The sequence below is a fragment of the Paenibacillus sp. WLX1005 genome, from assembly GCF_046603685.1.
Taxonomy (GTDB): domain Bacteria; phylum Bacillota; class Bacilli; order Paenibacillales; family Paenibacillaceae; genus Saccharibacillus.
Window position 1 is genome coordinate 5,227,501 of sequence record NZ_CP176756.1, and the last position, 14,844, is coordinate 5,242,344.

The 14,844-nt window shown below is 45.8% G+C and carries 13 protein-coding genes (1 of these 13 only partly in view); 5 read left to right on the forward strand and 8 right to left on the reverse strand.

Features of this window, described 5'->3' with window-relative positions:
• Window positions 1-113 carry the end of a hypothetical protein gene (locus ACE3MZ_RS22390; protein WP_411344280.1) on the forward strand. It extends 115 nt beyond the left edge of the window, so 113 of the gene's 228 nt are visible here — the last part of the coding sequence; the start codon falls outside the window, past its left edge; the stop codon is at window positions 111-113.
• 222 nt (window positions 114-335) lie between these two features.
• Here the strand turns inward: ACE3MZ_RS22390 and ACE3MZ_RS22395 are convergent, their stop codons facing one another.
• Genes ACE3MZ_RS22395 through ACE3MZ_RS22410 form a run of 4 tightly spaced genes read right to left on the reverse strand, consistent with a single transcriptional unit; the run spans window position 336 to window position 4,130 of the window.
• A complete protein-coding gene (locus ACE3MZ_RS22395) occupies window positions 336-1,403 on the reverse strand; it encodes an ABC transporter substrate-binding protein (protein WP_411344281.1) in 1,068 nt (355 codons plus the stop codon).
• Between the two features lies 1 nt (window position 1,404).
• On the reverse strand, window positions 1,405-2,229 hold the full coding sequence (locus tag ACE3MZ_RS22400) for an ABC transporter permease (protein ID WP_411344282.1): 825 nt from the start codon (window positions 2,227-2,229) through the stop codon (window positions 1,405-1,407).
• Window positions 2,219-3,031, reverse strand: a complete 813-nt coding sequence (locus tag ACE3MZ_RS22405; protein WP_411344283.1) for an ABC transporter permease — start codon at window positions 3,029-3,031, stop codon at window positions 2,219-2,221. The genes ACE3MZ_RS22400 and ACE3MZ_RS22405 overlap by 11 nt, the downstream gene beginning before the upstream one ends.
• Window positions 3,021-4,130 (reverse strand): ABC transporter ATP-binding protein, encoded by a 1,110-nt coding sequence (locus tag ACE3MZ_RS22410; RefSeq protein ID WP_411344284.1) that lies wholly within the window; start codon window positions 4,128-4,130, stop codon window positions 3,021-3,023. Before ACE3MZ_RS22410 ends, ACE3MZ_RS22405 begins: the two co-directional genes overlap by 11 nt.
• Window positions 4,131-4,746: 616 nt before the next feature.
• Between ACE3MZ_RS22410 and ACE3MZ_RS22415 the strand changes: the two genes are divergently transcribed.
• Together ACE3MZ_RS22415 and ACE3MZ_RS22420 are read left to right on the forward strand one after the other, a co-directional pair.
• The gene (locus ACE3MZ_RS22415) at window positions 4,747-5,907 is read left to right on the forward strand and encodes an aminotransferase A (protein WP_411344285.1); all 1,161 of its coding nucleotides are present in this window, start codon (window positions 4,747-4,749) and stop codon (window positions 5,905-5,907) included.
• Window positions 5,908-6,468: 561 nt separating this feature from the next.
• Window positions 6,469-8,442, forward strand: a complete 1,974-nt coding sequence (locus ACE3MZ_RS22420; protein WP_411344286.1) for a methyl-accepting chemotaxis protein — start codon at window positions 6,469-6,471, stop codon at window positions 8,440-8,442.
• A 49-nt stretch (window positions 8,443-8,491) separates the two neighbouring features.
• Here the strand turns inward: ACE3MZ_RS22420 and ACE3MZ_RS22425 are convergent, their stop codons facing one another.
• Window positions 8,492-9,847: a stalk domain-containing protein gene (locus ACE3MZ_RS22425; RefSeq protein ID WP_411344287.1), complete on the reverse strand. Its 1,356-nt coding sequence runs from the start codon at window positions 9,845-9,847 to the stop codon at window positions 8,492-8,494.
• A gap of 172 nt (window positions 9,848-10,019) precedes the next feature.
• Window positions 10,020-10,856, reverse strand: coding sequence for a YitT family protein (locus tag ACE3MZ_RS22430; RefSeq protein ID WP_411344288.1), 837 nt, complete (start codon window positions 10,854-10,856; stop codon window positions 10,020-10,022).
• Window positions 10,857-11,480: 624 nt separating this feature from the next.
• Here ACE3MZ_RS22430 and ACE3MZ_RS22435 point away from each other — a divergent pair.
• Both ACE3MZ_RS22435 and ACE3MZ_RS22440 read left to right on the forward strand, forming a co-directional pair.
• Window positions 11,481-11,930 carry a nuclear transport factor 2 family protein gene (locus ACE3MZ_RS22435; RefSeq protein WP_411344289.1) on the forward strand — a complete coding sequence of 150 codons (450 nt, stop codon included), beginning with the start codon at window positions 11,481-11,483 and terminating at the stop codon, window positions 11,928-11,930.
• Between the two features lie 82 nt (window positions 11,931-12,012).
• Window positions 12,013-12,897, forward strand: a complete 885-nt coding sequence (locus ACE3MZ_RS22440; protein ID WP_411344290.1) for an NAD(P)H-binding protein — start codon at window positions 12,013-12,015, stop codon at window positions 12,895-12,897.
• Between the two features lie 62 nt (window positions 12,898-12,959).
• Here ACE3MZ_RS22440 and ACE3MZ_RS22445 read toward each other — a convergent pair whose 3' ends face one another.
• Complete coding sequence (locus tag ACE3MZ_RS22445; protein WP_411344291.1) at window positions 12,960-13,565, reverse strand: TetR/AcrR family transcriptional regulator; 606 nt, start codon at window positions 13,563-13,565, stop codon at window positions 12,960-12,962.
• 41 nt (window positions 13,566-13,606) lie between these two features.
• Entirely contained in the window at window positions 13,607-14,755 is a 1,149-nt protein-coding gene (locus ACE3MZ_RS22450) for an N-acetyldiaminopimelate deacetylase (RefSeq protein WP_411344292.1), read from the reverse strand.
• Window positions 14,756-14,844: the final 89 nt, after the last annotated feature.

A 14,844-nucleotide genomic window follows, 5' to 3' on the forward strand; every position in this document is an offset into this window, starting at 1 on the left:
TAGATCAGGTAGATCAGGTAGATCAGGTAGATCAGGTAGATCAGGTAGATCAGGTAGATCAAATAATTGTGGGTGACCTGTGTGCTTATGTCAAGTATATCGACTTGATTTAAATAGAAAGGCGCATTCCGTAGTTTGGTTATCGGAATGCGCCTCAAGCATTGAAGCTTTTATTTATAGTGAGTGGTCATAACCCATTAGAAAAGATTGGTTTTATATAGTAATTGTTTGTGTATAGTAGTTGACTGTTTCATCTCCAACTAACGATACGATTTGGGCTATCTACCTAAATATACTACTTACGCTTACTTGTTCATTTTGACATGCTCTCATGTTTACTTGTTCATTTTGAATTGTAGGAATAGTTCATTATAGTGAACAAGCATTTTCTTGCCTAGATTATCGTACACTTCCAAACGATCGGTGAGATCATTTGGTGGGTAGAAACGTTCGTCGCCCGAGATATCTTCTGGCAGCAGCTTCAGCGCGGCATCGTTTGGCGTAGAATAGCCTACGTATTCTGCATTCTGGGCTGCTACTTTCGGATCGAGCATGAAGTTGATGAATTTGTGCGCTGCATCGACGTTGGCTGCGGTTTTTGGGATGACCATATTGTCGAACCAGAGGTTGGTACCTTCTTGTGGCACGACGTAATCCAGATCTTCATTTTCGCTCATGATCTCGGAAGCATCACCGGAGAATACGAGACCGGCGGCAGCCTCGTTGTTGGCGAGCAGCATTTTGATCTCATCACCAACGATGGCTTTGACGTTTGGCGTTAGTTTTTTCAACTTTGTCAGCGCCTGTTGTAGATGCTGTTCATTGGTATCATTCAGCGAATAGCCAAGGCTGTTCAGCGCCATCCCCATCACTTCGCGTGCGCCGTCAGTTAGCAGCACATTGTTGCGCAGGGATGGGTCCCACAGATCGTTCCAACTGTGGAATTTGAGGTTGGTCAGCTTCGGATTGTAGACGATACCAACTGTACCCCAGAAATATGGCGCAGAGTATTTGTTGCCAGGATCGAATGACAGATTCAGAAACGACGGATCGATATTTTTCAGATTCGGCAGTTTGCTGTGATCCAATGGAAGAAGCAGTTTCTCTTCGCGCATTTTGGAAATGGCATAATCAGACGGGATGGCTACATCGAATGTTGTGCCGCCCTGCTCAATCTTGGTCAGCATCGCTTCATTGGAATCGAACGTCTGGTAAATGACAGTAATACCGGTTTCTTTTTGAAATTGGGTCAACAGGTCGGGATCGATATAATCGCCCCAGTTATAAATGGTCAACGTATTGCCGCCGGAATAGCCTTGACTGACATTCAGGCGTCCCGCTACATACATGAGCAGCAGTGCCGCAGCGACAATAATAATAAATGTACGACTAATTGCTTTCATTTTATCTTGGCACCCCCATTTCGGCAGCTGCTTCGTGACGACGGCTGCGTCCCTGTGCACGGCGGGTGATCATGTAATATCCGACTACCAGTGCAGTAGTGAACAGGAAGATCAGTGTAGACAGCGCATTGATCGATAGCGCAACCCCCTGTCTCGCACGAGAGTAAATCTCAACGGAAAGGGTCGAATATCCATTACCAGTGACAAAGAAGGTGACGGCAAAGTCATCCAGTGAATACGTGAACGCCATGAAAAAGCCAGCAAAGATGCCGGGCTTGATAAACGGCAAAATGACTTTGGTCAGTACATCACGGCGGCTGGCACCCAGATCGCGTGCCGCATCCACTAAAGTCGGACTCATTTCCTGCAAACGCGGCAAAATCATAAGTACGGTAATCGGTATGCTGAAAGCGATATGCGAGATCAGTACCGAGGCAAAGCCTAATTTGATACCAACAATGGTAAACAAAATCAGAAACGATGCACCGATGATTACGTCTGGACTAACGATCAACACATTGTTAAGCGATAATACGGTATCTTTTAAACGGCGACGACGAATGCGGTCAATCGCCAGTGCACCGATGATACCAATGATGGTTGCAATGGTGGATGACAGCAGCGCAATGACCAGCGTATTGATCAGAATAATAATGAGACGAGTATCGTGAAATACTTCGCTATACCACTCCCATGTAAAGCCTTCAAACTGGTGCATATTACCGGCACTATTGAAGGAATAATACATGAGATACAAAATCGGCGCGTACAGGACAGCAAATACGAGTACAAGATACAGATTGCTCCAGCGATTCTTATTTCCCATGACGCACCTCCTGTCCGAAGCTGCCGCTCAGCAGCATCAGTAGCGCCATCGCAATAATGAGTACAACCGCAACGGTCGACCCCATTCCCCAGTCCTGTGTGACTAGAAAATGCTGTTCAATCGCGGTACCGAGCGTAATCACTTTGTTGCCAGCAATGAGGCGTGTGATCATAAACAAGGATAGCGACGGAATAAAGACTGCCATACAACCAGACTTTACACCGGAGATCGTTAATGGGAAAATCACGCGTTGAAACGTTGTCCACCCGGATGCGCCCAGATCGCGTGCTGCCGAGATCAGCGAAGGGTTCATTTCTTCCAGCGCATTGTAGATCGGCAAAATCATGAATGGCACGAAAATATACACCGATACGAATACAAAGCTGAATGCATTAAACAGCAATTGCTGTGGACCAAAGCCGATAGCGCCCAACAGTGCATTTATCGGACCATACGTGCCAAAAATACCGATAAACGCGTACGTTTTTAGCAGCAAATTGATCCATGTCGGTAAAATGATCAGCAAAATCCATAGCTGACGATGCTTGGTACGGGTGAGTACATATGCTGCCGGATACGCAATTAGCAGCGAAAATAGGGTCACCAGAAACGCGTACCAGAACGAACTGAGCGTCATTTGCAAATAAACAGGTGTGAAAAAGGTACGGTAATTTTGAAAGGTAAAATGACCGTCCACATCAAAAAAGGAATAATACCCAACCAGCACCACGGGTGCTACAACAAACAGGACGATCCATACATAATAAGGCAGCATATAGATCGCGCGCGTATTAGCCTGCATGGACACCGCCCTCTCCGTAACCTTCCAGACGGCGGTCGTAGTCTTCTTCGCTCTCGCCAAAGCGCATAACGTGTATGGCTTCCGGTTCAAAATCCAGCCCGATCTGACTGCCCGGTTCTGCTTTACGGGTAGAATGTACAAGCCATTCATGACCGGAATCATCATAACAGCTGATCTCATAGTGAACACCGCGGAATAGCTGCGTATCGACACGGACTTTGAGCTTGCCCTTATCCTCGGTAGTCAGCTCCAAGTCCTCAGGGCGAATCACAACTTCAATTGCTTCATCTGGGCGAAGCCCGGCATCAAAACATCGGAATTGTCTGCCGTTGAATTCGACTACATAGTCTTCGATCATGCGACCGGGTACAATATTGGACTCACCGATAAAGTCGGCTACAAAGCGATTGATCGGCTCATCGTAAATATCGTTCGGCGTACCGCTTTGCTCGATTTTGCCTTTGTTCATGACAAAGATATAATCGGACATCGCTAGCGCTTCTTCCTGATCATGAGTTACGAAAATAAACGTAATGCCCAGACGCTGCTGAATTTCGCGCAGCTCGTACTGCATCTCTGTCCGCAGCTTCAAGTCGAGTGCAGATAATGGCTCATCCAGCAGCAGCACTTCCGGCTCGTTGACTAATGCGCGCGCAATGGCTACACGCTGACGTTGACCGCCAGACATTTCCGAAATGGCGCGTTGTCCATAGCCTTCCAAGTTGACGAATTTTAGCGCTTCGTTCACCTTGGTCTGGATGACGTCCTTTTTCATCTTTTTGACACGCAGACCAAAAGCCACATTCTCGAATACATTCAAATGCGGGAATAAGGCGTAATCCTGAAATACGGTATTCACCTGACGTTTGTTGGCAGGAACTTTGTTGATCACCTTGCCGTTCAAATAAATCGAACCTCCACTCGGTTCGGTGAATCCGGCAATCATACGTAAAATGGTCGTTTTGCCGCAACCGGACGGTCCAAGCAAGGTGTAAAATTTACCGCGTTCGATCTCGAAATCGATATGCTCCAGCACCTGTGTGCCATCTTCATAACGCTTGCTTACTCCGTCAAAGCGGATCATATTGTTGTCGCTCATAACAGCCTCCTTTTGGCATCCGTATACTTACTGTGGATTATAAATTGTTGTATACTGTGCACCGTTTCCCCTGCTGACTTCAGTATTGCATATCATCAAACCGCTGCGGTCGCATCGACCGGCGGGTTTACTTGCTATTGATACATTAACCATCTGTCCATGCCGCAAAAGGTACAACTGCTATTATAACGTTTGAATTCCATGGAAAACACCCCATTTTTCAACGCTTTTCGTAAAATATCCGCAAATGCGCTTCATAAACATTGTGCAAAAGGACCATCATGAAATGTAAAGACGGATGTACAGTGGATATGCTAATTTGGGCATAGTGAACAGATAGGCAGCAGTCACAGGGAATAAACGGTACAATAGTAGAAGAATACGATGAGGAAGAAGTGGAACTGATATACCCACATTCCTATGCAATGCAGCAGCGGTTTCCTAGTTGCGATAAAACGTTTCTTCTGTTTCTTCTATATAAGATTGTATTTGTATGCTAAGACTGGATCTGCATCATAGAATGATATGTACATTATCAGATGCGGTCTGTATCACATATAAAGTTATGTCTTCACCACATGATATCTATATATAACGTTATAAAGGAGCATCTTCCATGGAACATTTAATTCATGCACCGATTCACGATATTCAAATTAGCGGTATTCGCAAAATTGCTACTGCTGCGGCGCGTTATCCAGATGCGTTGGCGTTGACGCTGGGACAGCCGGATTTTCCGACACCGGAGCATATTGTTATTGCTGCGGATCAAGCGATGCGTCAGGGGAAAACGGTCTATACACCCAATGCGGGCATTCCTGCGCTACGCCGGGCGGCAGCGAATTTTGTAAAAACGAAATATGGGCAGCATTACGATATGGATACCGAGGTCATCGTGACCGTTGGAGCAAGTCAGGCGTTGGATGTAGCGTTACGTACGATTGTATCGCCGGGGGATGAGGTTATTTTGCCGGGACCGATCTATCCAGGGTATGAGCCACTCATCCGGTTAGCTGGCGGTGTGCCGACCTATGTGGATACGCGCAGTACCGGTTTTCAATTGACGGCGGAATTGCTGGAGCCGCATCTGTCGCCGCGTACGAAAGCGATCGCCTTGGGGTATCCGTCCAATCCAACGGGGCGTGTGCTGGGTGAACAGGAGTTAACTAGCATTGCCAATTTGCTGCGTGAACGGGAGATTTTCATTATTTCGGATGAGATTTATAGTGAGCTGATCTATGATGAACCGCATCGCTCGATCTCTCTACTGCCGGGAATGCGTGAGAAGACGATTGTCATTAATGGGTTGTCCAAATCGCATGCGATGACTGGTTGGCGGATTGGTTTTACCTTTGCACCGGCTTGGTTGTCGGCGCATATGCTGAAGGTACATCAATACAATGTATCGTGTGCCAGTTCGATCAGTCAGTTTGCCGCGGTTGAAGCGTTGACTAACGGTATAGATGATGCACTGCCGATGCGTGATGCCTATCGTCAGCGCCGAGATTATGTATATGATCGGCTGGTGCAGATGGGATTGGAGCTGGACAAGCCGGAAGGTGCCTTTTACCTGTTCCCCTCTATTGCGCATCTGAATCTATCGTCGATGGAATTTGCAATGCGACTGCTGGAAGAAGAAAAGGTAGCAGTCGTGCCGGGAGATGCGTTTTCGGTGTATGGAGAAGGGTATATTCGGTTATCATACGCGTATGCGTTACCAGTGCTGGAGCAAGCACTGGATCGGCTGGAAACGTTTATTCGCAAACTAGATATGTAGATTGATAAATAAATACTGTAGTTGAAAAGTAAGACCAATCGATTGCTTCCACTTTGTGAGACTATGACTGTAAATGGACATAGCGATCATGTAAAATGCATTGTGATTTACAATTCTGCTGTTTCATCTCATGCACTTCATTGTAATGACTTTTTTTACTGCACTTTGCTGTTCACTATCCGAATGTCGGGTATGCTGGCGGCAAGGTGCAATTTGCGTTGCAGGCTTATTCGTTCTGTCCTTCTTTTGTATACGCTTCCTTTAACTTGAAATTGATACGAATGGAAACCTACAGGAATTAAGCTGTTTTGCCGATAATAAAAAGGTGAAGGTTGACTGCGGAAACACCAGCGAGACGGGATAAGTATGGCATTTTGCGGGTGCAGCCGTGGGGGAAGCTGTCAGTACCGAATACGGAAAGCCTTCGATGAATATATAAACAAAGAAATGTATTCATCGACTTTAGCGCTTTGCCGGAGAAACGCAAAACAATGATTGCTTATTTGGACCGCTATCGGGTGTGGACGCAACCGGAACGATACTACTCGATGGGGTGATATCATGAAATCCTTTTTTACTAAACAATCTCTGGGTCGTAAGCTGATGCTGTCGTTCGGTCTGGTGCTGATTGCAGCGCTGACTGTATCCAGTCTGGCATCGTATTATGTCGCCCAACGCTCGCTCAGCAGCGAACTGATCTCCAGTACTGCTCTGAATACACAGACACTCAGTTCCATCGTCGATAACGATATGCAGCAAAATATCGATGCGGTTGACTATTTTGCTGGTGAGATCACACAGACCAGCTATGCAAACGGAAATGCTTTGATTGAGGAATTGCGTATTTATGATCAGACGATGACCAAGGTGGAAGGATTGTATGTCGGTACAACGACTGGCGCATTCTACACTTCATCGGACCGACCAACCGCAGCGGATTACGATCCACGCAAGCGTCCATGGTATCAAGAAGCAGAAGCCAATCCGGGCAAAACAATCGTAACGCCGCCCTATCTGTCCTCCTCTACGCAGGCGATGACAGTGACAGTTGCCAAACGTACTGACGATGGCAGCGGTGTAGTCGGTCTGGATATTAATCTGGCTTCGCTTATCGAGATTGCGTCCAATATCAAAATTGGCGAAAATGGATATGCCTTTATCGTCGCTTCGGACGGTACGTATATCTCACATCCGACAATCAAAGCTGGCGAAACCGATGATTTATCCAAACAAATTATCGCAGATAATAAGCCAACGGATACATTCAGTTACACCAACAATGGACAAGCTGAGCAGCTTAGTTATACAACAAGCGCTTTGACTGGCTGGAAATTAGTCGGTAACTTCTATCAATCCGAGATTGATTCCAAAGTCCGCCCACTGCTAATCCAGACAGTCATCGTCTTAATAATTGCTCTAGTTATTGGCGGTATCGTAGTCTGGCTGATTACACGTTCTATTAGCCGCCGGATGAATCGTATTGTCACGGTTGCGCATGCGATCAGTCAAGGCGATCTAACAAAATCTGTACAGGATAAAAGCAAGGATGAGCTGGGACATCTATCCACTGCTTTTAATGAAATGAATCAATCGCTCGGTACGCTGGTCGGCTCGCTTCAGGATACGGTCAGCGATGTCGTCTCCTCTTCCGAGCAATTGACTGCCAGTTCAGAGCAAACGAGTAAGGCAACCGAGCAAATTACGAGTGCAATTGAACAATTTTCCAATGGTAGCGATCGCCAGAACGCTCATATCGGGCAAAGTGCTGGACAACTGAATCAGGTGTCCGGTTGGCTGGATGAAGTACAACAACATTCGCAATCACTGCTGCAATTGTCGGGTACGTCCAACGAAATGGCGGATACGGGCGATCGCCTTGTGCGCACAACGGTTGGGCAGATGCAGCAGATCGACCAGTCGGTCAACGATGCGTATCGTGTCATCAACGGACTGTCGCACAAATCCACGCAAATTGGCGATATTCTGAAAACGATCAATAACATTGCGCAGCAAACCAATCTGTTGTCCTTGAATGCGGCGATTGAGGCGGCGCGCGCAGGCGAAGCTGGTAAAGGCTTCAGCGTCGTTGCTGGTGAGGTGAAAAAGTTGGCAGAGCAATCGCACGAATCTTCCGGTCATATCGAGAAGCTGTTGCAGGATATTATCGGAGAGATCAACGACTCGCTGGCAACCTTTGAGCAGATTCATCATTCGGTCGAGGATGGATTGCAGGGCGTGCAGCAGTCGGCAGATCAGTTCCAGCAGTTGAAAGCCAATGCGCATCAGATTGCAACGAGTCTGGAAGATATGAATACGCTCGTGCGTGAAGTGAATAGCAACGCAGGTGAGGTTGCCCGTTCGGTAGGCGAAGTGAGTGAGATTTCTGCGCAAAATGCCGGGAATATGCATGACATCGCTGCTTCGGCGGAGGAGCAATTGGCTTCCATGGAAGAGATCAGCGCGTCTGCACAATCACTGGCGAAGCTGGCTGAGGATTTGCAGAAGGAGATCGATCATTTTAAACTGCATGAGTAAATAATAAAAGCGGATCCCTTCAAAGTTAGGGATCCGCTTTTCATTAGACTTAGAAAAAGGATATCGAAGATTTCTCATCCTTCTTATTTAAATAATAATCGTCAAACGCCATAAAAGTATCTTCTCTTCCTTGATAATTCCCTCGTATATCTGTCACAGGCGTATTGTAGCCTAAAGGTATAATATTCCTTCTTTCAACTTTCCAATTACCAGTTGAGTCTTTGGTCATTGTAATAAAATCAGTATCAAAATGAATATCGTATTTCTCATAATTTGCTTCTGTACGTTTAAATGACCAATTATAGTTAACATACAGATAAGAAATGTGTTCATCTGCATACAGCACAGTCATATCTTTGGGGTATGTTTTATATCCTACTTTCGTTCCTTCGACGGTTCGTTTGTTTGCATTCGCTGTTTGAAAAGCTGAATACACTGCTTTTTTGATAGATGTAACTATATCTGGATGCTGCACATTCAGATTATCAATCTGTTGTTGTAGACCGTCTTTGTACTGGGAATTACTCCAATGTGTAGCAACGTCCACTTTCCATTGACCATCTTTGCGTATCAAATATAACCATGTTGCACCTGCTACTCTGGATACGTTTCCTTCTTCCAAATAGGGAATCTTAATAGCTGCTTCATTATGAGACATAAAAACAAGATACCGAATTGTCCAATCTTTCAATTCCAAATGGGCTTCTGGACTGCGTCCATCTGAAAAAGCATCTTCAATCATATAATCATCATGCTCCAAAAATTCTGGAGTGTATAGACTCAGATCAGAACTAGACCCATCAGCCATATGAGCAGTGTAACGATTCACAAGTTCTTTCAATTGTGTTGTGTCTTCGGCTGTTTGATCTCCCCAATAATGTAAAGTAACAGTGTGCTCATTCGCTTTATAACTTACATCATAGTTTAAAAGAGTGGCGACAAATTTTAACGGTATATATAGTCGTCCTTCCCGAAGCATCGTAGTGGTCGGCATAAACACATATTCTTCATTGACGTCTCCATTAAAACCTTCAGAAAACTCTACATACATGATACTACTGTAATCCTCAAATCTCACTCTATTAAAAATGGTAGATTCGACTTTGACTATGCGGTCTGCTGTGTAGTTGTCCATCCAGTTGCTTGATTTCGGTCCCTTACGAAAGCCGGTATTTGTAAACAAATCAGCAACAGGTATCATGGTAATTCCATCTTGTAAAAAAGTAGTTGTTTTTATGTGTACTTGTGTTTCACCATGAATCAAATTCAAAGTAACTGGCTGAATAGCAGTCAGGACTGGATTAAATTCTTTTTCGATACTAGCAGCAGAAACAATTGAACTATCACCTAATAGCAAGCTACTGGTCAGAAACCAAATGCCTATCCATCCCAATAATATTCTCATGTGTATTCCCCTTTTTTATGTATATGCAAGCTACATATATTAACGGATAGATTGTTGCTTTATGTTAGCACTTTGTATTTTGTTTGATTATGAATGTAAAAAGAGGTACAGCCTGCATACAGGTTGTACCTCTTTGGTATATGGAAATGTTATATCAAATGCGCGATCCCACTTACTTGGACAATTCCAAAAATCCTTCGCCGAATACGTCGCGTACATCGTGGATGGTAATAAAAGCGTTCGGGTCCTCGTTGCGTACGATCTTTTTCAATACCGATACTTCTTGTTTGCTGATGACGATGTACAGTACTTCTTTGGGTGTTTTGGTGTAGTAGCCGTGACCGGACAATACGGTCACGCCGCGATCCATGACGGTAATGACCTTCTCAGCAATGGCATCCTGATGAGACGAGATGATCGTAACTGCCTTTTTCGGATTCAGACCTTCGATGATAAAATCCATCACCTTCGTACCGATATAGAGCGCGATAATCGTCAGCATCAAACGCTCGGCGCCGATGATGAACAGTGACGAGAAGGCAACGATCAGGTCGAAAAACAGTAATCCGTAGCTGATATTCCAATCCAAATATTTATGCGTAATCCGTGCCAAAATCGCTGTACCGGCTGTCGTTCCGCCTGCACGGATAATCAACCCCAACCCAACACCAACCAGAATTCCCGCGAATACAGCATTGACGACAATCTCGTTGGAATCAATTCTCCAGCCCTCGGTCAGATGCAGGAACAGCGAGTTGAGCGCGACGGCAATAATGGTATAAATAATGCTCGTTTTGTCGAGAAACTTGTAGCCGATCAGGATCAAAAATGAGTTAATGACAAGGTTGACCAAACCGGGCGACCATTGAAACAGATAGTACAAAATAATCGTAACCCCGGTAACCCCGCCCTCACCGAGATTGTTGGGAATAATGAACAGATTGACTGCCAGCGCAAACAAAAAAGCACCAACGGTAATCAGGATCATATCGTAAACACGTTTTTTCATGGGCAAAGCTCCTTCTATACTGACTTTCCGTTGTGGAAGTATGACTTGTGTTCGTTATCGTTATATGAAGCTGTATGGAGATCATCATGGAAAACGGCTTTATCGTCCAAGCCACCCTATAGTCCATTCAACTTTTATGCACTTCATGTATAATCGCTGATATCCACACAATTCTGCTTGTAGACTTGCTATTTCGTCGCAAAATGTAGCATTTTCGTTAAAACTTATCCAAAACAGGCTCAAATGCACGTATGTCCATCCTTACCCGCCAAATGAGTATTTTAAGCCCCGCCTTCAAGCAAGTCAAAGCTTTTTTGACATCCTTTGACTATTCATTTCACTACTTGATTAACGCAAAAAAGCAGTTGTTACATGAACATGCAGTGGAGCTTATGAATATTGAATATTATTTTAGAATATACATACAAAATATTCCGGACTAAATAGTCTATTTATTATTGACTATTTAGTCCGGAATATTTATATTGATATACATAAGCTCTGCAGAGCCTGCATTATACTTTTATATTTCAGCAAAATAGAAGCTAGAACGACATGTTGGTGTTGAGAAACTGTGCTCACTATGCGTCCGTTCTCACTATTTTTGAAAGTGAGGTTTGTTCGATGAATTCCAATTCGTTTTCCCCTGCCTCTTCCTCTATAACCATTTTGCATGAACGAGCGGAACAGGCTGCTCAACTCATGAATCGCTTTTGTTCTCTTTTATTGGAGCAACAACGTCAGGCATGGCTGGATTTGTTTGATGAAGACGTGATTTTTGAGTTTCCGTATGCACATACCTTGGACAATCCTAGACTAGAAGGAAAACAGGCACTTGCTCAGCATATGCTTTATTTTGACACGATCATCTCTATGCAGCATATGTCGCAGCCGCTGATTCATCAGACCCTCAATCCCCATATCTTCATTGCACAATTTCACGGACGTGGACAATTGCTGCAAAGTGGACATGTGTACGATCAGCATTATATCTCGGTTGTTGAGGTCAAGGATGGACGTATCCTCCGGTATGAAGATTACTGGAACCCACTGGCGATTGACGTTTCTTCTTAAATGTTAGAATGCATGCATCCATACCCCAGCCATTTTGCAGATAACGTAACAAATAAATACACTTACTGAAAGGATGAGAACAATGCATTCCCCTATTCTATTGACTGCGGGCAACGGCAAAACCTCCCTTCGTATTGCCGCCCAATTGCAAGCCCGCCATAATGATGTACGACGTGCTGTTCGTCATCCCCGCCAGCATATGACCAATAATCAGCAGGATATGTATTTTGACTGGTACGATGCGAGTAGTTATGCGGCTGTATTAGAAGGTGTGCAAGCCGTTTATCTTGTCGCGCCTACAATGGATATGCAGCCTGAGAAGGTGATGAATCCATTTATTGAGCAAGCGATCGCAGCGGGAGTTCGCCGTTTTGTACTGCTATCTAGCGCTTCGATTGCGGAAAATGGACCGTTGATGGGCAAAGTTCATTACTTTCTACATCAGCATGCGCCTGAATGGGCGGTTCTGCAACCTTCGTATTTTATGCAGAATTTTACTGAAGTGGCTCATGCGGAAACTATTCGTACTCAGAATAGCATTATCACTGCGGCTGGAGATGGCAAAGTAGGCTTTGTCGATGCCGACGATATTGCCGCTGTAGCGACGCGCCTGCTGACCGACAAAGTTCCAGATAATCGCGGCTATATCCTTACCGGACCTCAATCGTTGAATTATGCAGAAGCTGCCGCAATCATCGGTGCCGCATGGGGACGCACGATCGTGCATCAATCCATTGATGAACAAAAATTGAAGCAGCATATGATCGCCGCTGGTATGAATGCTGACTATGCTGCCGCTCTTGCTGGTATGGACACCTCTATTCGGCTACATGGTACGGAAGATCAGGTAACAGATACAGTACAGCTAGTTACCGGTCAGCCTGCACGTTCTCTTCAGCATGTAATGCACAAATATGTGCAACAACAGACGATCGCTGGCACCTCAGCCGACACGTCCATTTGGTAATGATACTATGCAGCTGTATAAAAAAGGCAGGCAAGCCGTTATGGCTTACCTGCCTTTTCCATCTATTTGAAGTCTGTTCGTTTACTGCTGCTTACCAATGACAGCGATAGTTTGACAACGGTACGCAATCGAGCTTCGTCCGTACCGGCTCGCGCTGCGAATACCAGTGCGAGACGCTCATGTGCCAGAAATTGTGCGAGCGATTGAGTATCTGCATTCGCTACAAGCTCCTGCTGCTTGACTGCACGCTCCAGTAAAGAACGAAATACATATTCAATTCGCTGCTGATTGTGCTGCACGTACTGTCTCAGCTCCTCGTCGCGCGCTGCCTCTTCGGCAGCAATAGCGATAATGAAGCACTCGTACGACAACTCAGCATGCAGCAATGTATCGACTATTTCTGTGAAACATTGCTCCAGTAACGGTAGCACCTCTCCCGTTTCTTCCAGCAGATGTTCCATCACTTCTGCCTTGCTATCCATATACATCTGAACAGCCGCGATAAACAAATCGCGCTTCGTTCCGTACGTATCATACAAACTTTGGCGTGCAATGCCCAGTTCTTTGAGTAAGTCTGGCAATGTGGCTCCCTCGTAGCCAAGAATGCCAAAAGCTTTCATTGCCCGATGCAGCACTGCTTTTGTATCAAATGCCTTCGTTCTTGCCATCCTCGCCTGCCCCCGTATCACCTATATTTCCAGTGCTATGTTCAGTTTGGATGAACAGCTGTATCCGCATCCGATTTCCAGCGTAGATAATCGGTCACCGTGCGCACTGCAATCTCAATCGCATCCTCGCTCGGCTCCAGCTTCGCATGATGCAGTCCATACGGCGTATCTACACCGAGCCAGAACATGAAGCCGGGAATGTCTTTTAGAAAATAGCCAAAGTCCTCGCCAGTCATTGCTTCCGTGCATTCCACCAGCTGCACATCGCTGCGCGCAGATAGCCATTGCATAAACTCAGCGGTCAATTGTTCTTCATTATATACCTGCATATAATTGGCGCCCCAATCGATCTCAGCGCGACATTCAAAGCCTGCTTCAATCCCCCGCACTAGCGCTTGAATGCGAGATTTTACTAGAGTCATCGTCTCGGCAGACAGTGTACGAATCGTGCCTTCCAGACGTGCGCGTTCGGCAATGATATTTTGCTTCGTACCGCCCTCGATCTTGCCGATCGTAATCACCGCCGAATCAAGCGGATTCACATTGCGAGCAATCACACTTTGCAATTGACCGACCAGCTGGCAGCCTGCGACCACCATATCGTTGGCACGGTGCGGATATGCTGCATGACCACCGGTACCGATCAGATCGATAAACAGCTCGGACGTATTGGCGAACAAGATTCCTTGCCGGGTCGCAATCGTGCCGACCGGATATTCCGGCGCTACATGCAAACCGACCATTTGCTCCGGCATCCAGTCCGCCAGTTCATCACTTGCCAGCATGGGCTGTGCACCGCCCGGTCCTTCTTCGGCTGGTTGGAACAGCATGACCAGATCATCCTTCATCCGCTGCTGCACAAACTGGGTCAGCACACCAAGTCCAATCGTCATATGCAGATCATGCCCGCACGCGTGCATGTAGCCGGGATGTTCACTTTTAAAATCATAACCGGTGTCTTCTACAATCGGCAGTCCATCCATATCGGCGCGATACCCGAAACGCCGGGTTGGCGCGGTGCCATGCACATAGACGAGAATGCCTGTTTTCCACGTACGCACTTCAAGATGCTCCTGTGGCAATGAAGCGATATAGTCCAGCAGATAGCGCTGGGTTTTGAACTCCTGAAATCCTGCCTCTGGAATCCGGTGCAGATCACGGCGAATGTCGATCAGTGTGTTGTTGGTCATGAGCTTCACTCCGTTTACATAAGATAAGAAGGCTGCCACAGATTCCTATGACAGCCTTCGTGTATATGGAGATGATGTATCGTTTATGC